Source organism: Candidatus Streptomyces philanthi, assembly GCF_059553635.1.
The window spans coordinates 1-16,522 of record NZ_JCANQV010000126.1 but is presented as its reverse complement, the minus strand read 5'-3'; the positions used below and the strand labels follow the sequence as shown (position 1 = coordinate 16,522).

Genomic DNA, 16,522 nt, shown 5'->3' with positions numbered 1-16,522 from the left:
AGCCGCGGGTGCGGCAGGGGTGCCGGCCGGTGCACGGTGGTCATCGCGAACGCCTCCTGAGGGGAACCCTGAGGACAGGCTGCACGCCCCGGACCTGCCGTGATCCGGCCCTTGACGCCGCCGGTACGCGCGGCCGCCGCTTCTTTACGGCGTCATGACGAGGCGCGACGGCGGGGCCGGGCGGCCCGGGGCCGGTGCCGCCGGGCCCCGGTCATGTCACACGGGCCGCGCCCCCGCTCAGTGCGCCGTCCACCCGCCGTCCAGCGGCAGTGAGGCCCCGGTGACGAAGGATGCCTGCGGGGTGCAGAGGTAGGCGACGGCCTCGGCGACCTCCTCGGGTTCCAGGAGGCGTTTGAGGGCGGAGTCGGCGAGGAGGACGTCGGTGACGACCCGTTCCTCCGGGATGCCGTGCGCGGCGGCCTGATCGGCGATCTGGCGCTCGACAAGGGGGGTGCGGACATAGCCGGGATTGACGCAGTTCGAGGTCACGCCGTGCGCGGCACCCTCCAACGCGGCGGTCTTCGACAGCCCCTCCAGCCCGTGCTTGGCCGCCACGTACGCGGACTTGAACGGCGAGGCCCGCAACCCGTGCACGGACGAGATGTTGACGATCCGGCCCCAGCCGCCCGCGTACATGTGCGGCAGCGCCCCGCGTATCAGACGGAACGGGGCCTCCAGCATCACCGTCAGCACCTCGTGGAACGCCTCGGGAGGGAACTCCTCCAGGGGCCGCACCAGTTGGATGCCCGCATTGTTCACCAGCACGTCGCACCCAGCGGCGGCCTCCTCGGCGGCGTCGAGGTCGGTGAGGTCGAGCGGGCGCGGCTCAACGGCACCGGGAGCGTCACCGGGGAGACCGGCGGCAAGGCCGTCCAGGCCGGCAGCGTCGCGGTCCACGGCACGCACGGTGGCGCCGGCCGCGGCCAGCCGCAGGGCGCAGGCCCGCCCGATGCCGCCGGCCGCCCCGGTGACGAGGGCGGTACGGCCACGGAGGTCGAGGGACACGGAACCAGGAGTACCCATCATGGTCATGACCGCACCTTAGGCCCTGCGGGGAGCCACCGCCCCTGGTCGCACGGGACAGCCCTTCCCGGGACCAGCGTCACGGTCGGGCTCAGGCAGTCCGCCGTTCCGGACGACGCGACGCGGTGTGCCACGCCTCGCCATTTCGCCGCAACGGGACCGATTACGGCTGCGGTCCCTTGCGGCTGGGCCGTGCAGCGGGTTTCGCACCCCTGAGGCCGCCCCGCCATCATGGGTACGCGGGGGATGCGCCCCGCACCCGGAGTGTCTTCGTGCTCACCGGTGACGACTGATATCGGGGAACGCGACATGAGCACCGAAGCCACGGACAGCCCGGCGTCCCTCTACGGGAACACCTCTCTCGTCCTCGGTCTTGTGGCCCTGGTCTCCGTGGTGTTCATGGGCTACGCCGGCATCGGGGTCCCGCTGCTGGGTGGCAGCCTTGCCGTCACCTTCGGGATTCTCGGCCTGGCCAAACGGGCCAACCGTGTCAAGTGCGCCGTCGACCTGGCCGGCGGCGGTCTGGCCGTGCTCCACCTGGTCCGCCTCCTGGCCGCCTTCGGCTGAGGCCGAACGCGGTGCCTGCCCGAGCGCCGCATCCGCGCCCGCCGCGAACCGTCCGGTGCCGCAGGGCGGCTGGCGGACAAGCTCGCACCGGCCTACGGCGGTGTTCCCGTTGCCGACGAGGCCGGCTGCCGGCCCCCTCGAACGAACGGAGGCGCACCTGGTCCTCCAGGTCATCCCCAAGCGCTCCGAGAAGCCGCGGACGCGGGTCTGGCCGGCGTCACCCGCGATGGCGTGACGCCACGTCAGTCGCACAGGGCGGCCACCTGAACATTCGTCATTCCCGCGCTCGCCGGAACGGGCCGCTTCTCCTCCAGCTCCGCGCCGAGGTCGTAGACGTTGCCGACGAGGACCAGCTGCCGCTCGCCGTCGGCGGTGGTGAAGGACACACTGGTGAATCCGGGGCCGCCGCCGTCGGTCTCCCAGGCACTGATCGCCTTGGTGTCCGGCTCCGAGCCGCACCGCACGTCCATGCGCTGCACGCCGAGCCCGTACGCCGGCGCGTCGGGGAACTGCACCGTGGTCAGGAGTTCCCGCTGCTGGGCGGGGCGCAGCAGCTTGCCGGTGAACAGTGCCCGGTGGAAACGGGCCAGGTCGTCGACCGTGGAGATCATGGCGCCGGCGGTCCAGTCGTACGACGGGCTGAACCGGGTCACATCGCGTCCCGTGAGGTCGTAACCGTGCAGATGAGGGCCGTGAATGGCTGGGTCGGTCAGCGGGAAGGAGGTGTCCTTCAGGCCGAGCGGGGCGAGAATCCGCCGATGAATTTCGGAGGGCGCGCTGTGCCGTGTGACGGCCTCGATCACCAGACCGGCGAGCAGGTAATTGGTGTTCGAGTACTTCCAGCCGCTGCCGGGGGCGAAGTGCGGCTCGTGCCGGACGGCGCGGGCGATCACCTCGCGAGGGGTGTAGACGTAGCCCCACTCGTGGCGCTCCAGGTAGGGGGCGAAGAACTCCGGCTCGGTGGTGGGGTCGTAGATGCCCGAGGTGTGGTTGAGCAGTTGCCGGACGGTGATGGCGCGCCCGTCGTTGCCGTTTCCCTGCACCACGCCGGGCAGCCATTTCTCCACGCTGTCGTCGAGCGAGAGCCGTCCTTCGCCCTCCAGCCGCAGGAGCACCGTCGACACAAAGACCTTGGTGTTACTGGCAATCCGGAAGCGCTGGTCCGGCCGGGCCCGCTCGCCGCTCGCCGTGTTCGCGAGTCCGGCCGCCACGCGTGACTCCCGCTCCCCGTGCCTGGCATACGCCACGACACCCGGGAATCCGTCCGCGACCGTCTGCTCGACGGCCTCCTTGAGGGCGGCGGGCGGCGAGGCCGCCGCACGCTCCGCCGCGGCCGCCGGGAAGACCCCCGCTACCGCCACCACACACATCCCCGCCCACAGTGCCGCGGCCCGCGCACATGCGTTCACCGGTTGCTCCTGCTTCTGTCGCCTGCGCCGTTCCTGCCCAGCATGCGGGCCGTCGCACCGGGTCGCCCATCCTGCCTGCACCCGGTTCATACGGGGGCTGCCCCTACCTCACCGTCCTGTCCCTCGCCCGGTCCGTGCACGGCGGGACCCTGCCCCACGTTGCCGGGACCCGGGTGGGGCCGGTCGGCCGCAAGAAGTTCCCGCAAGGGTTACGGAGAGTCGTCGACGTCCGCCGGGGACGACGTGCCATCCCCGTGGCCATGCCCTCGGTCCAGGGAGTTTCCACGGAGTCCCGGTGCGGGACACGCCGGGGCGCGCCGGGACTCAGCGGGCCGGGAGCGGCGGTTCCCGCTCACGGGGCCTGCGGCAGCTCCCCCGCCCCCTGGAACCACGCCGGCCCCTCCTCCAGCGCGCGCTTGATCCGGTTCAGTGCGAAGTCCTCCAAGTCCGGGAGGGCGACCAGGGGAACCGGCCGACCTCCAGCGACTCGTCGTCGTTGACCCGCGCCTCGCCGCCGACGGCGCGGCACAGGAGGCAGGTGTCCATGAACCGCATGCACTTCTCTCCACACCTGCAAGGCACGGGAGCCGGTGAGTTCGCCTGGTCCGGTCCACCCCGCGGACACGGAGAGCATGCCGTCCGCAAGCCGGGTCGATGCGGACGAATCACACGGACCGGCCCTTCCGGGCGACACCCCCGTGCCGGACGATGCCACTCCCCCTGCCGGTCCAGCGGCTGCCGAACCATCGGTTCAGGAGGCAAGCGGCGTCGGCCCGGAGCCGAACGATGCTTCCGTCCCGGACAAGGACGACGTGCTGGAAGCCCGGGACGCCACGGACGCGTGGATGCGGGATGTGCTGCCCATCGCTCGGGAAGCAGCCCACCAGGCCGGACGGGTCAGCCGCGACGCGGTCAAGGATGCCGTCCGGGCTCACGTACCGATCAGCAATGACCGGCTCGGTGAACTGGTCGCAGCCCTCCACAAGGAAGAAGGGACGGGCCCAAGACCCACGGCCGCCGCTGTTTCCACCTCGCTGTGGTGATCTCATTTCGTAGGTGATGTCCCGTAGCCGCCATGCAGGACTCCGGCTCGGCGGCTACGGGACATCATGTTCAGGAAGGAAGCTGTCGTGCAACGGCACCAGCAGGACGCGGCGGAGGCCGCATGGCGCACAGCCCCGCGCTGCCAGAGGATTGCGCGATTAACGGAGCCGCAAGAACGTTGCGTCGCGGTGGCGGCCCTGGTTGATGCACGTGGGTGGTCGATCCCCGACCAACGGCTTCAGAACGTCGGCTTCATCATTCGGGGAGCCTGCGGCCCACTCGCCGCCGTGCAGGGGGACTACCCCGCGGGTGCGGGGACGACTCCGAGGAAGAGCTGTTCGCGAACATCGACGCAGGACTACCCCCGCGGGTGCGGGGACGACGGCTTCGGTGCTCGCTTGTACGCCTGGCTGCTGGGACTACCCCCGCGGGTGCGGGGACGACCTCCTCCGCGATCAGGTTCGTGAAGATGTCGACGGACTACCCCCGCGGGTGCGGGGACGACGCGAACCGGCGTTGCCCGCCGCGGTCCGCGTAGGGACTACCCCCGCGGGTGCGGGGACGACGCGCCGGTGCTGCCATTGGTGGTCGACATGGCGGGACTACCCCCGCGGGTGCGGGGACGACCCGGAACCCGGCCCACTGGTCGCCGAGGGCAAGGGACTACCCCCGCGGGTGCGGGGACGACCTCGTGAGCGTGGGGCGAGGGCAGGGAGGACCGGGACTACCCCCGCGGGTGCGGGGACGACGTGGTGCGTGCCTCGCCGAGTTGCCGGACCTGGGGACTACCCCCGCGGGTGCGGGGACGACCCCTCGTCCGCGAAGTCCTCCCGGTAGGACGCCGGACTACCCCCGCGGGTGCGGGGACGACCGGGGGACCGGTGACACTGCATCGTCACGTGACGGACTACCCCCGCGGGTGCGGGGACGACAAGATCAGCCCGGAGCGTCCCCGCATCACCGTGGGACTACCCCCGCGGGTGCGGGGACGACGCCGGACGCCACGGCGTCAACGACCGCGCGTCCGGACTACCCCCGCGGGTGCGGGGACGACGGTAAGTGGGTGGCCTACGGGTGGCTCGCGAAAGGACTACCCCCGCGGGTGCGGGGACGACCCGGTGCGGGCAGCAGGCCCAGCTGCAGAGCGAGGACTACCCCCGCGGGTGCGGGGACGACTCGTGCGCCACCCGCTCCGCCCGACGCTCGTTCGGACTACCCCCGCGGGTGCGGGGACGACACTTGCTGACCTGGGCTTTTGTCACGTGATCACGCCGTTTTCCTTTACATGATTCGTGGCTTTCCACGGTTGTCCGGCGCTCTTCCTCGGTCTGGACATGAGGGTGAGGCCGTCGAAGTCGGTGGGGGTCCAACGGTCCTGGCCGGCTGTGCGGACAGTCCAGCCCTGTTCGGTTCGGGCGGGTTCGATCATTACTGCTTGGCTGTCGCGGATGCGGTCGGCCAGGACTTTCCACAGTCCGTCGCGGATGCGGGCGTTGGGGCTGCCGACGAAGACGCCGGGGGCGGCTTCGATGAACCAGCGGGTCAGGTGTCCTCGGAGGCCGGGAGGGGCGGCGATGAGGACCACCACTGTCGTCGGGACGCTCATGGAGCCGCGCTCCCGCCCTGGCCCGGGATGACATCCAGATGACTGTCGGCACCGAAGGGAGCCGTCTCCCAGTTGCGGCCACCGCTGACGACGTTGTCCCCGTCGTCCCATAGCCCTCCCAGGTCTTCCTCCAGCAGGGTGGTGCCTTCCGGGAGCAGCAGGTTCTTGATGTCCGTCACGATGCGGGGCAGGAGTTTGCCGTGGACCGCGGCGTCGCGGAGAGCTGTGCGTGCGTCGCGTTCCGAGGTCAGTCCCTTGGCCGCGAGGTCGAAGGCCAGGGGGATGGTGAACTCGGCCTTGTAGAGGTCGGCGATGTCCAGGACGAAGGAGAGTGCGGAGCCTGTGTGGACGAAGCCGAGGGCCGGGCTGGCGCCGATGCCGGTGATGACGGCGTGGCAGATGCCGTAGAGGGCGGAGTTCGCCGCGGACAGCAGGCGGTTGACGTCGTCGCCCGCTGCGAAGGCGTCTGCGGGTTTGTAGTCGCGTTTGGTCCAGGGCACTCCGGTGCGTTCGGAGTGGTGGGCGTAGAGCCGGCGTACGCGTGTGCCTTCCCGTCCTCGTAGTTGCTGGAGGGTAAGGCGCGTGGTGTCTTCGCCCGGGAAACGCATGTCGTACATGCGGCGGGCAACGGCTACGCGTTCCTTGGGGCGGGTGACCAGCCATGCCTGCCGTAGCTGGAGCTGGGAGCCGCGTGCGACGCCGTGGCCGGAGGCGTAGAGGCGGACGCCGTGTTCGCCGACCCAGCACAGGGAGGTGCCGGAGTCGGCGAGCAGTGTGACGGCTGCGTGGGTGATGCGGCTTCCGGGGCCGATGAGGAGGACGGCGAGCCAGGCCGCCGGTACGTGTACCACGCGGGCTTTGTTGACCAGGACGATGGCGTTGTCGTCGCGGTCGATGTGGCAGCGCTCGGCGTAGAGGCTGGAGACGCGGTCCTCCAGCCTGTGCACTTCTTGCGGACCGGCCCGCCACCATGGCTCAGGCATGCGTCACCGCCGCCTCCGCCGTCACCGGGGCCAGGGTGAGCAGGCCCTGGCCGTATCCCTTGGCCGGCCCGATGCCTCCCAGCAGTGCCGCGCGCAGGGCGTCGGGGTCGGTGACCCTCAGCCGTCCTTCGAACGTGGCCGTGGAGAGGGTGATCCTCGGCCCGTTGCGGTGCTTGCTGAAACGCAGGATGTCGCGGCTGACGAGTGACACGTCAGGGCCGCAGGTGAGCGAGCCGTCCGTCGTGATCCCCGGGGCCGGTGCGTCGGAAGATGCCTCGGGGATGGTGAAGCCGTGGCGTTCGGCCCGATCGAGGAGCCAGCCGAGTTGCTGGGCCGCGGTTCGGTGAGGGACGCGGAAGCCACGCGGGCGGCGGTCGGCGGCGTCGGGCCGCTGCGCGTGGGCCTTGAGGCGGGCGGTCTGCTGCTCGCTGGGCTTTGCGGGGCGGGACATGGTCTGGACGGGGTTGGCGGTCAGGCGGAAGCGGAATTCCCTTCCGCGTGCGATGCGTTCAAGGAGTGGTGTGTAGTCGGCGATGAGCGGTTCGCCGCCGTCGGCGCCGGGCCAGCCGGCTTCGTCGACGAGATGCTGCCAGGAGGGCCGGCTGTCGGTGAGGACGAGGATCTCGGCGCGGTAGGGAGTGTGGTTCTCGTTGCGCCACAGGACGCGCTCGGTGACGGGCTGCACGGCGAGACCGGCGAGGACCGCCGCGTGCAGGCGGTGGGGGTTGGACAGGAGGGCGACCGCCTGGCGGCGGCGCGGGTTCAGGGCGATTTTCGACAGGTAGGGCATCGGGTCACCAGCCCAGAAGGGCGAAGGGGTCGTGATCGGGATGGGCCGGAGGGGCTTTTCCGTCGGCTGGTTCCGTTGCTTGCAGGCCGGTGGGAACGGAGATCCACAGATGCCGCACGGCACGGCGTCCGAAGTGCGTGCCGGTCTTGAGGTCGTAGGTGTCGGGGACGTCAACGGCAACCTGGTCGCCCCCGGGGTCCTCCACGGTGGCCTCCAGGGTCACCTCCGTCCCCCGGGCCTGGCGCCGGCGGTGGTCGGATGCCTTCCACGGCACGGCCGCCAGGGCCTCGGGGAGTTCGGCATCGGCCTGTAGTCCGAGGCTGACCTGTCCGGTGGGCGGGCAGGAGCGACGTCCGAGGGAAAGGGGGTGGACGGGGTGACGTACCGCGTGTTCCAGGCGCTCCAGGAGGGGGGCCGGGCCGCGTAGCGCGGCGACGAAGACGGCGTCCTGGAGGTAGAAGCGCTGGGTGACGCCGGTGTATTTGGCCGGGCTGGTCTTCGTCTGCACACCCTTGGCGTTCACTTTGGCGGACGGCAGTGGCATGCCCCGGTGGTCGCTGAAGGTGTGGTAGTCCCTCAGCAGCGAGCCGGGCTGGTCGACGCGTACGCCGAGCCGGAGGTCGAGGAGGTCGGTGAGTGAGGCTTCGCGGGAGCGGCCCTCGGCGGCCGCGAGGAGGCCGAGGACGCCGGATTTGGTGGGCTGGGTCCGGGTCTCGCGCCGGTTGTAGCGGGAGGGGCCGCCCCAGGACTGCAGGGGCGCGGCCAGTCTGAGGACGAGGACGGCGTGCTCGGTCATCGCGCGCCGGCCTTGGTGATCTCGCCGCCGGCCAGCCACTGCCCGACCAGTTCACCGAGCGAGTCGAGCAGCTTCGGGAAGGCGACGGACGGACCGAACGCCTCGGCGAGCTTGTCGGCATCGGTGTTGTAGGCGGCCAGGACTGTGGCCGGTTCGGCGCCCCAGGTGGCGGCGACGGACGTCAGTTCACCCGCCAGGCGGACGGCGGATTCGGCCGCCAGGCCGCTGACGCCCACCACGGGCTTCTCGTAGGCGGAGACCAGGTTCACCGGCTGGTCGGTGCGCAGGGTGAGAAGCACGAGGTGGGGGAGGGTGCGGTGGGCGAAGGAGTTCTGGTGGCCGGTGGGCATGGAGCGGGTGAAGGCGTCGACGAACCGGACGGCCGTGTCGCGCGTGTCCTCGGCGGAACTGAGGTTCTCATGCAGCTGGTGGACGCCGAGGACCGCGTAGCGGTACAGGGTGGACGAGTTGAACTCGACGGTACCGATCATGCCCGCGCCGTGGTCCTCGGTGTTCTCGTCGTCCACCGCGGTGTAGTAGTCGAACTCGGTGCGCACGGCGTGGGTGGACAGGGCGTGTGCGACCTGGACGGCGGCGTCCACATTGAGGGCGGGCAGGTCGGCGACCATGCGGCCGAAGAGCGCGACCTCCGCCGGGTGTCCGGTCGTGAGGGTGGCGACCACCGGAAGCTCGTCGACCTCGGTCTTGAGGTCCGCGTCGGACAGGGCGGCCAGTTCCGCGGCACGGCCGTTGAGCAGTTTGACGAGGTCGTCGAGCTGGCGCTTGCCGAAGAAGAGGAGGTAGGCGGACTGGTCTCCGTTCTTGGACGACTTGCTGATCTTCAGGGGCTCCAGCAGGGCAGCGGCCAGACGCTCGGCCTGGGCGGCGTCGAGTCCCGTGCCGCCCTCGGCGGTCGGCCGGGCGAGGCGCTCGGCGAGCAGGGCGGCGATCCGCTTGGTCCGGGTCGCACGGTCGGCCGGCTCGACCGCCTTGGCGAACTCGGTGCGGGTGGCCCGCTTCCACGCCTGGGAAGAGACCCGGGCACGGCGGGCACCACCGTAAACGGCCTGCTTCGGAGTCCCCGAGTCGTCCCTGTTGGCGTTGGACGGGGGCAGGCTCTGCAGGATGTGGACCTCGACGAACAGGGTGGGCTCAGTCATGAAAGGGCTCCTCGGTGACATGAGGTATCGCCGGACGGCGACGCGGTCTGAAGAAGGAAAGTGGTGCGGCGCTGGGCCGGAATCCGTTCTCCGGCGCCGGCGTCAGGAGTTCTTGGGCTTGGGGGCGACGCGGAAGTCACGGTCCCAGCGGTTGCGGAAACGGCCCTGTTCGTCCGGGTGCTTGGGGTCGTCCCAGGTTCGCAGAGCGGTACGCAGCAGGTCGTAGTCAAGGCCGATTCCGGCGCGGGAGAGCAGGGTGACCAATCCCCGCAGGTGCATCGCCAGCTCGCCGGTGTCGATCGAGGTGAGCAGGGCACCGAACCGGCGTTCCAGCGCTTCCTCCCCTCCGCCGTTCTTCGCCAGCAGCAGGCGCGCGGCGGTGCCGGGGCTGTTTCCGGGGACGTGCATGCTCCGGCGGTGGCCCTGCTGGTGCCGTCCGAAGAGCGTGAGTGCGACGTGCTCGGCGATCAAGTCCCGGGTGAGGGCACCCTTGTCCCGCAGGTCGGAGGACATGCGGGTCCGGTAGTGCGGCCACATCGCGGGGACAGCGCCTGCCTCACGGCCCGTGCCTGATCGCAGCGCCGCGAGGTGGGCGGCACTTTCCGGCCGGTCCGGTGTGAAGCGGGCCCAGTACGGCGCGGCGTCGGCGTCATCAGCGGCGGGCAGGTCGGTGTACTGCAGCCCCCAGGATCGCAGGACCCGGTCCCGGCGCGGGCTCTGCCAGGCGGCAAGGTCGTACAGCAGCCGGGTGTAGTCGAGGCCGACGCCGGCCTGCCCCAGCAGCGGTACGACCCGGTACAGATGCTGGACGAGCTCATGGAGATCCTGTGCGGTGGCGGCAGCCATCAGCCGTTTCTCCACAGCATTTTCCGAGAGCGTTTCAGCCCGGGGCAGTTCCCCGCAGGCCGTGCCCAGGCCGGTCCCCGGACGATGGGCGGGTTCGGCGGCTGCTTGCTGGTGCCGGCCGAAGAGGGCCAGGGCGGCGTGCTCGGCGACGTAGAGGTCGGGCAGCAGGTCCGATTCCCGGGCGACGTCGGTCAGTCGTACGCGGTGGGCGCCCTGCATGGCGGGAAGAGTGCCCGGCTCGCCGTTGATGCCGTCGCGCAGGCCGCGCAGCTTTCGCGTGATGTGCTCCGAGAAGCCGGGGCGGCCCGCCTGGACGTGGGTGCGCCAGTCGGCGGCGGCTTCCTCCCAGAAGTAGGCGCGCAGGACCTTGCGTGTCCTCCCGGTGGCCGTGCTCATGCCGCTGCCTCCCCGTTGTCCGAGCCGTCCCCGGAGAGCCGGGTCAGGATCTCGGCGAGTTTCTTGTAGAAGAGGCCGGCGGCCTTGCCGCTCCGGTACACGACCTCCTTGCCGTTGCTCTTCTCCACGCGTCCTACCACCGCACGTGGCGGCGCGGCGGCAAGGAGCGCCTCGGCCTCCCGGACGGCCGCCGCACGAACGGACAGCTCCCAGGCCACCTGGGCACGCTCCAACAGGTCATCGTCCTCACCGACGGTGCGCATACCGGCGAGCAGGCGGCGCATCGTGGTGTCGAGACTGTGCAGGAGCCGGGAGGAGGGGCGCTGGCCCTTGTCCCGCTGCAGCGGATCGCCGCCGGAGGCCCGCCGCAGATCGTTGTTGAGGTTGTCCAGAGCGCGGCCGACCTGGTCCGCCTGGCTCACACACTCCAGGATCGCGGCACGCAGCCAGTCGTCCTCGGCGAGCAGAGCGGCCACCGGGAGCGGCAGGCTGTCGCCGATGGCGTTCTCGACGACGGCGGACTGGGTGCCGTATTCGAGACCGCAGATCTCCACGCCCAACGGGTAATCAGCGGGCAGGAGATGCTCGGCGCGCAGAGCGCCGACCTGCCGAAGGAGAACAGAAGTGTAGGGGCCGTCGCCCTCGGTGGGCAGCGCCATCGCCAGCAGCGTGCCGAGCCCCTGCCAGGCCGAACGCCCGGAGGCATGGCGGCGGGGACGCTGCCGGGGTTGCCCCGCCTTCGGCTTCGAGGTGTGGGACCACGCTGTGTGCGGGTCGTCTATCGGCGTCCGGGTGAGCCGGTCACCGGCGGAGACAACCACTCGATGTACACGGGGCCCCTGTTCTGTCCCGACCGGGATCAGCCGGATGCGGCGGGCCTGGAAGGTGAGCAGGTCCAGCAGCCCGCCGGCCGGGCGCTGCGACCACTCCGGGCTCGCCGGCGACTTCCATCCGCGTGAGGCCGGGCGCTCGTCCCACGCCCACTGGGGCCGGTCCGCCCGGTCCATGCCAGCGGGCAGCACCGGCATGTTCAGCATCAGCATCTCGAACACGTTCCGGCCCACTGGGACGGTCACCCCGAGCTGGCCGAGAGGACCCGTCGGGTTCCCAGTGGTCTTGCTCTTCTTCGCCTGCGGATCACCGACGGCTCCGGTCTTGATGGAGGCCGTGTCCCAGCAGTGTGTGTGGAGCAGCCACAGCAGCGCCTGACCAGGCGTCAACAACAGCTCGTCGCCCTCAGTGACCCCGCTGAACAGTGGCACGTTGTTGCCGGAGGCGATCGATGGCACGAGTTGCGCAGCCGACTTCGTCTCTCCGTTGATCGCTTCCAAACCGGCGACCTGCGCGAAAGGACGCTTGTCATCAAAAAGCCGGAAACGGTCGCCGTAGCGGACCGTGAGGTAGTCGGTCAGCTGCTCTGCGTCGGCGTCCGAGAACCGGCCGAGGCGGAACCGCTCTGCCCACTCCCGCCGCGTGCGCGGCACTCCAATGGCATCAAGGACCACCGGCAGGAACACCTGCCGCAGCAACGCAGGCAGCATCGTCGGCGCCGGTAACTCCAGCCGCCGAACCTTGTGCGCGCCTACCAGCACGTCCAACAGGCTGGTCGTGTGGACGTCGCCGTCGGTGTCGGCTGTGGTGAGCCAGGCTCCGCGGACGAGATCTCCGTCGGCATCCATGGCGACTCCTCTCCATGAATCACGTGCGCGTCTCCCGAACACGCGGAACGGCGCAGCAACTTTCCCTCGATGCAAGGGACTTACTTCGTTAATCACAACACTTCCACGCAACATCTATGGTTTGCAACCGAATCAGGGCGACCCGAACAGAGCGCGCCGATACTCGGCCAGTGCGAGCGGCGACCCTGTACCTCCGCGGGAGTCCGGGGCGTTCCCGCCCAGCGCTTCACACCGTCCCCGCGGCGCAGGGTGATGGGGGAGCCTCCGGGCCCGGCCCCGGGCGGTTCAACCTCGTTCGACGACCAGCCCCAGGACGTCGTCGTACGAGACCCGGTCCTTGCCCAGTACGGCCGTCCCGTCTTCCCCCAGGACAAGCGCCTGTGCGTACCTGAGCCAGGGATGACCGGCCCACCCCGGCAGCGGAGCCAGGTCCGCCTTCGCGGCCTCCGTCAGATGGACGGGCAACCGCACGGTGCCGCCCAAAAGCCGGCTGACCACCGTCTCGTCATCTACCTCACCGTGCACGCCGATCCAGGTCCCGTCGATCGCCCGGTACCCGCCGCCCGAGGCCCGGACGATCACGACCTCCACGGACTGCTCCCCGTCCCGCACCACGGCGTCCAGCTCCTCTTCGGATGTCACGCGGGTGCCCGCGTAGTGGAGCCCCTCCAAGGTCGGAGCCCCCCATTCACGGGGGCGCGTCAGCAGAAGTTCCTCCGCCTTGTCCTGCCGCTCCTCCTCCTTCGCCCGCCACGCCTCCCAGGCCGCGGTCTCACCCCATTCCGGCGGGCAGACCTCCGCCTCCCCGTAGGCCCTGGCAACCAGACCAGGCACATCGGCCGGGATGCTCCACCCGTCCTCGCGCACGGCGCTCCCGTCCAGCGGGCCCGCGACTTCGGAGACAAGGGCGGCTGCCCTCAGCAACGCCCACTCCCCATAGATTTTTTTCGACGCAGGAAGGAAACTCGGCTGCCCCCTCTCACCGGCCACCACCCCCGTCACCAGAACCCGCGGTTGAGCGAACGAGACCGGCCGCCGGGTCCCGCTGTGCCGGTGAAGCCGCCCGATGCGCTGCAGCAGCAGGTCGACGGGAGCAAGGTCCGTGATCAACAGGTCCGCGTCCACGTCGAACGACTGCTCGGCGAGCTGCGTGGCGATCACTACCATGCGCCCAGGCCGCTTCTCACCGCTCTCTGGCCCCAGCAGCGCCAGGCACTCCTCGGTCCGTTCCGCCCGGTGGGCCGAGCACAGCCGGCCGTGCAGCAACCGCACCTCCCCGTCGAAACCACCGCTCGTCAAGGCCCGGTGAACAGCCTGGGCACGGTCGACCTGGTTGACCACCACCAGCACCACACCACCGTCAGCCACCTCTTGCCTCACCGTCGAGGCGATCAGCGCCCCGTCCAGGGCGATATCAGGCAGCCAGCCAATCCGCGTCGGCACCGACGCACGCCACGCCGGCACCGCCACCGGCGAACTCACCGCCACCGGCCCCTGATCGAGGGCATACGCCGCGGTCACACACGGATACCCGGCCGGCTCCGGCACCGGACAGCTCACATCCGCCCTGCTCAGAGCACCCGACAGATACGCATCGACGAACGCCTGCCGCTGCGCCGGCGGAAGCGTCGCCGACAGGAGAACCACCGGAACCTTGGCCTGCCCGAGCCAGCGCAGCGCCTCCAGGAGGAACTGCCGCATGTAGACGTCGGCGGCGTGCACCTCGTCCACGATCACGACCTTGCCGACCAGTCCGGCGAAGCGCAGCATCACATGCCGGGTGCGAGTCGCCGCGTGCAGGAGGTGATCCACGGTGCCGACGGCGAACGCCGTCAGGAGACCCCGCTTGTTACCCAGGAACCACAGCGCCGGACCGTCACGCTCCTCCTGCACGCCGCCGCTGCCGCCTGACGCACAGGACGGCATGCCGTACTCGGCGTCCTCCTCAGTCGCCCCGTAGACGTCGAACGGGTCCAAGCCCGCCGACTCGTCGTCCCCGCCCGGGGCCTCCCGCTTGCCTTCCCAGATCTTCCGCCACGTCGGGTTGAAGCGGCGCTTGCCGTGCAGCAGTGCGACCTGCGCTTCCAGCTCTGGGTCGAACGACCGCACCCACTCCAGAACCTGCCCGTACATAGGATCACTCGTCGCCTGCGTCGGCATCGCCACGAAGACACCGTCCAGACCGAACCGGGACGCCAGCACCTCGGCCGCCGCCAGAGCGGCCTTCGTCTTCCCCTCCCCCATAGGCGCCTCCGCCACCAGCAAACCCGGCGCCGGCATCGACCATGCCCGATCAACCAGCTCCCGCTGCGACGCCCTCGGCGTCACCCCCAGCCGCCCGGTCAGCGGAGCATAAGGCTCCCCGGGAATCATGAGCTCGTTCCACCCGCCTCGCAGACCGAGCCGCTGCCACGCCGCGTGGGCCCGCTGGCGGGCCCCAGCGAGGGACACCTTCCGCGCATCCGCGAGCCCCTCGAACTGCTCGCTGTCACTGGCGATCCAGTCCGCCATGACGATCAGCCCGGACAGCCCCAACTGCTCCGCCCTGTTCAAGGCGCCGACCGGGCACGCGTCGGCCAAGTCCTCGAAACCGACAGCCCGCGTGAACACATCTACAACCGCCCTCTGCGCTTCCTCCCACGCAGCCCCGCGCCCCTGGGCCGCCCGGCGTGGCGGCCGCAGCCCACCAACGGACGGAAACGTCCCATGATGACCGGCCACCAACGGCCACACCCACGCCGCGCTCTCCTCGCACCCCCACTCCGCGACCAGCCTCGGCCGCAACAACGCCGCGCCCGCCACGTCATGCCGCCACCGCTCCGCCGGCAACCGCCCCCACGTCAAACCCGCTGCCCTGACCGGGGCAGCCTCGGCAGCGTCCAACGCCTGGAAAGCAGGACACGCCTTCCCGCAGTCATGAATCCCGCAGATCCACATGAACCACAGCCGCCCTCGCCCGCCGCTGATCTCCTCCAGCCGATCCCGGAACGCGGCCGACACGTACCGTTCCCACATCACCTCGGCCACGGCAGCGGTGTCCAGCAAGTGCCCGAGCAGCAGATGGCTCCGTCCTCCGTTCCGCGCCGCGGACTTCCCCCATAACCGCGACACCCTGGCGACGGCCTCATCCGACAGCCCCATCACCCGCATCAGGTCGACAACCGACGGCATGTTCTCCACCAATGCAACTCCCTCCGTACAGTGGATCCGCACCCTAAAGCCACCCACTGACATTGGCCCTGCACCGGATGCCCCGACCGCCGATCCTGCTAAATGAAAACCGGCCCCGTCGCTAGCATCAGCGCAGGTCACGAAGTGTCGTCCCCGCACCCGCGGGGGTAGTCCGCGGCCCGCCGCACTGCGGTCGCCTTCGACGGTGTCGTCCCCGCACCCGCGGGGGTAGTCCCCCCCGCATGACCGCGCAGGCCGCCCACGCCCGGTCGTCCCCGCACCCGCGGGGGTAGTCCCGCCTACGTGCCTGGTTCGCTGCGGGGGCGGGGGTCGTCCCCGCACCCGCGGGGGTAGTCCGCAGGTGGCCGGAGGCGACGAGGAGGAGAACGAGTCGTCCCCGCACCCGCGGGGGTAGTCCGCGCGGAAAGCACCTGAACAAGTTGCTGGGTGTGTCGTCCCCGCACCCGCGGGGGTAGTCCGCTGTATGCCTCGCTGCGCCGTGTCCGCGTCGCGTCGTCCCCGCACCCGCGGGGGTAGTCCCTCCTTCTTCGCGGCCCGCCAGCGGCGGCCCGCGTCGTCCCCGCACCCGCGGGGGTAGTCCGCCGCGTGACCCCAACCCGGTACCGGACCCGCAGTCGTCCCCGCACCCGCGGGGGTAGTCCGCGGGCAATCGCGGCAGGGGTGCCGCTTCCCCCGTCGTCCCCGCACCCGCGGGGGTAGTCCTCCGTCACCTACGGCGCACAGGCCGCCGTCGGCGTCGTCCCCGCACCCGCGGGGGTAGTCCCGCCCGCGTGACACTGCGGGTCACCGTCTGGCAGTCGTCCCCGCACCCGCGGGGGTAGTCCCGGTCTGGCGCTTCGGAGACGACGGGCACGACCGTCGTCCCCGCACCCGCGGGGGTAGTCCTGCCTGCACGGCGGTCACGTGCTGGTCGCACCTGTCGTCCCCGCACCCGCGGGGGTAGTCCTCCATGCGACGGTACTCGCCGCTACCACCATCGGTCGTCCCCGCACCCGCGGGGGTAGTCCCCTCCCCACTCCCCTCCCCACCCC

Annotated in this window: 12 protein-coding genes, 1 pseudogene and 2 CRISPR repeat arrays; of the genes and pseudogenes, 2 read left to right on the top strand and 11 right to left on the bottom strand. The window is 70.7% G+C overall.

All coding sequences use genetic code 11. From position 1 onward, the window contains the following. Nucleotides 1-237: 237 nt before the first annotated feature. Nucleotides 238-1,032 (bottom strand): 3-hydroxybutyrate dehydrogenase, encoded by a 795-nt coding sequence (locus AC51EU_RS16540; protein WP_496267707.1) that lies wholly within the window; start codon nt 1,030-1,032, stop codon nt 238-240. A 300-nt stretch (nt 1,033-1,332) separates the two neighbouring features. Between AC51EU_RS16540 and AC51EU_RS16535 the strand changes: the two genes are divergently transcribed. Further along, entirely contained in the window at nt 1,333-1,590 is a 258-nt protein-coding gene (locus AC51EU_RS16535) for a hypothetical protein (RefSeq protein WP_496267706.1), read from the top strand. A gap of 242 nt (nt 1,591-1,832) precedes the next feature. Here the strand turns inward: AC51EU_RS16535 and AC51EU_RS16530 are convergent, their stop codons facing one another. Together AC51EU_RS16530 and AC51EU_RS16525 are read right to left on the bottom strand one after the other, a co-directional pair. Then, nucleotides 1,833-2,999 carry a serine hydrolase domain-containing protein gene (locus AC51EU_RS16530; RefSeq protein ID WP_496267704.1) on the bottom strand — a complete coding sequence of 389 codons (1,167 nt, stop codon included), beginning with the start codon at nt 2,997-2,999 and terminating at the stop codon, nt 1,833-1,835. Between the two features lie 352 nt (nt 3,000-3,351). Then, nucleotides 3,352-3,533: pseudogene (locus AC51EU_RS16525) on the bottom strand (NUDIX hydrolase); the annotation flags it as partial. A gap of 98 nt (nt 3,534-3,631) precedes the next feature. Here AC51EU_RS16525 and AC51EU_RS16520 point away from each other — a divergent pair. Then, nucleotides 3,632-4,042, top strand: a complete 411-nt coding sequence (locus AC51EU_RS16520) for a hypothetical protein (RefSeq protein WP_496267703.1) — start codon at nt 3,632-3,634, stop codon at nt 4,040-4,042. Between the two features lie 295 nt (nt 4,043-4,337). Then, nucleotides 4,338-5,280: direct repeats of the CRISPR family, unit length 28 nt; unit sequence GGACTACCCCCGCGGGTGCGGGGACGAC. A gap of 21 nt (nt 5,281-5,301) precedes the next feature. Here AC51EU_RS16520 and cas2e read toward each other — a convergent pair. The 8 genes from cas2e to cas3 form a co-directional block, all read right to left on the bottom strand. Further along, nucleotides 5,302-5,649, bottom strand: a complete 348-nt coding sequence (gene cas2e, locus AC51EU_RS16515; protein WP_496267702.1) for a type I-E CRISPR-associated endoribonuclease Cas2e — start codon at nt 5,647-5,649, stop codon at nt 5,302-5,304. Next, nucleotides 5,646-6,632, bottom strand: coding sequence for a type I-E CRISPR-associated endonuclease Cas1e (cas1e, locus tag AC51EU_RS16510; protein WP_496267700.1), 987 nt, complete (start codon nt 6,630-6,632; stop codon nt 5,646-5,648). The genes cas2e and cas1e overlap by 4 nt, the downstream gene beginning before the upstream one ends. Then, on the bottom strand, nt 6,625-7,422 hold the full coding sequence (cas6e, locus tag AC51EU_RS16505; protein ID WP_496267699.1) for a type I-E CRISPR-associated protein Cas6/Cse3/CasE: 798 nt from the start codon (nt 7,420-7,422) through the stop codon (nt 6,625-6,627). Before cas6e ends, cas1e begins: the two co-directional genes overlap by 8 nt. 4 nt (nt 7,423-7,426) lie before the next feature. Further along, nucleotides 7,427-8,218, bottom strand: coding sequence for a type I-E CRISPR-associated protein Cas5/CasD (gene cas5e / locus AC51EU_RS16500; RefSeq protein ID WP_496267698.1), 792 nt, complete (start codon nt 8,216-8,218; stop codon nt 7,427-7,429). Then, nucleotides 8,215-9,378: a type I-E CRISPR-associated protein Cas7/Cse4/CasC gene (cas7e, locus tag AC51EU_RS16495; protein ID WP_496267697.1), complete on the bottom strand. Its 1,164-nt coding sequence runs from the start codon at nt 9,376-9,378 to the stop codon at nt 8,215-8,217. The genes cas5e and cas7e overlap by 4 nt, the downstream gene beginning before the upstream one ends. Before the next feature lie 102 nt (nt 9,379-9,480). Beyond that, nucleotides 9,481-10,620: a type I-E CRISPR-associated protein Cse2/CasB gene (gene casB / locus AC51EU_RS16490; RefSeq protein WP_496267696.1), complete on the bottom strand. Its 1,140-nt coding sequence runs from the start codon at nt 10,618-10,620 to the stop codon at nt 9,481-9,483. Further along, nucleotides 10,617-12,299: a type I-E CRISPR-associated protein Cse1/CasA gene (gene casA / locus AC51EU_RS16485; protein WP_496267695.1), complete on the bottom strand. Its 1,683-nt coding sequence runs from the start codon at nt 12,297-12,299 to the stop codon at nt 10,617-10,619. Before casA ends, casB begins: the two co-directional genes overlap by 4 nt. A 285-nt stretch (nt 12,300-12,584) precedes the next feature. Beyond that, entirely contained in the window at nt 12,585-15,479 is a 2,895-nt protein-coding gene (gene cas3, locus AC51EU_RS16480) for a CRISPR-associated helicase Cas3' (protein WP_496267708.1), read from the bottom strand. A gap of 137 nt (nt 15,480-15,616) precedes the next feature. Further along, nucleotides 15,617-16,498: a CRISPR direct-repeat array (repeat unit 28 nt; unit sequence GTCGTCCCCGCACCCGCGGGGGTAGTCC). Nucleotides 16,499-16,522: the final 24 nt, after the last annotated feature.

What these genes read in the sequence shown, in the direction of transcription:
- AC51EU_RS16540 (WP_496267707.1), bottom strand. Translation starts at nt 1,032, where the DNA reads ATGACCATGATGGGTACTCCTGGTTCCGTGTCCCTCGACCTCCGTGGC.
- AC51EU_RS16535 (WP_496267706.1), top strand. Translation starts at nt 1,333, where the DNA reads ATGAGCACCGAAGCCACGGACAGCCCGGCGTCCCTCTACGGGAACACC.
- AC51EU_RS16520 (WP_496267703.1), top strand. Translation starts at nt 3,632, where the DNA reads ATGCCGTCCGCAAGCCGGGTCGATGCGGACGAATCACACGGACCGGCC.
- cas2e (WP_496267702.1), bottom strand. Translation starts at nt 5,649, where the DNA reads ATGAGCGTCCCGACGACAGTGGTGGTCCTCATCGCCGCCCCTCCCGGC.
- cas1e (WP_496267700.1), bottom strand. Translation starts at nt 6,632, where the DNA reads ATGCCTGAGCCATGGTGGCGGGCCGGTCCGCAAGAAGTGCACAGGCTG.
- cas6e (WP_496267699.1), bottom strand. Translation starts at nt 7,422, where the DNA reads ATGCCCTACCTGTCGAAAATCGCCCTGAACCCGCGCCGCCGCCAGGCG.
- cas5e (WP_496267698.1), bottom strand. Translation starts at nt 8,218, where the DNA reads ATGACCGAGCACGCCGTCCTCGTCCTCAGACTGGCCGCGCCCCTGCAG.
- cas7e (WP_496267697.1), bottom strand. Translation starts at nt 9,378, where the DNA reads ATGACTGAGCCCACCCTGTTCGTCGAGGTCCACATCCTGCAGAGCCTG.
- casB (WP_496267696.1), bottom strand. Translation starts at nt 10,620, where the DNA reads ATGAGCACGGCCACCGGGAGGACACGCAAGGTCCTGCGCGCCTACTTC.
- casA (WP_496267695.1), bottom strand. Translation starts at nt 12,299, where the DNA reads ATGGATGCCGACGGAGATCTCGTCCGCGGAGCCTGGCTCACCACAGCC.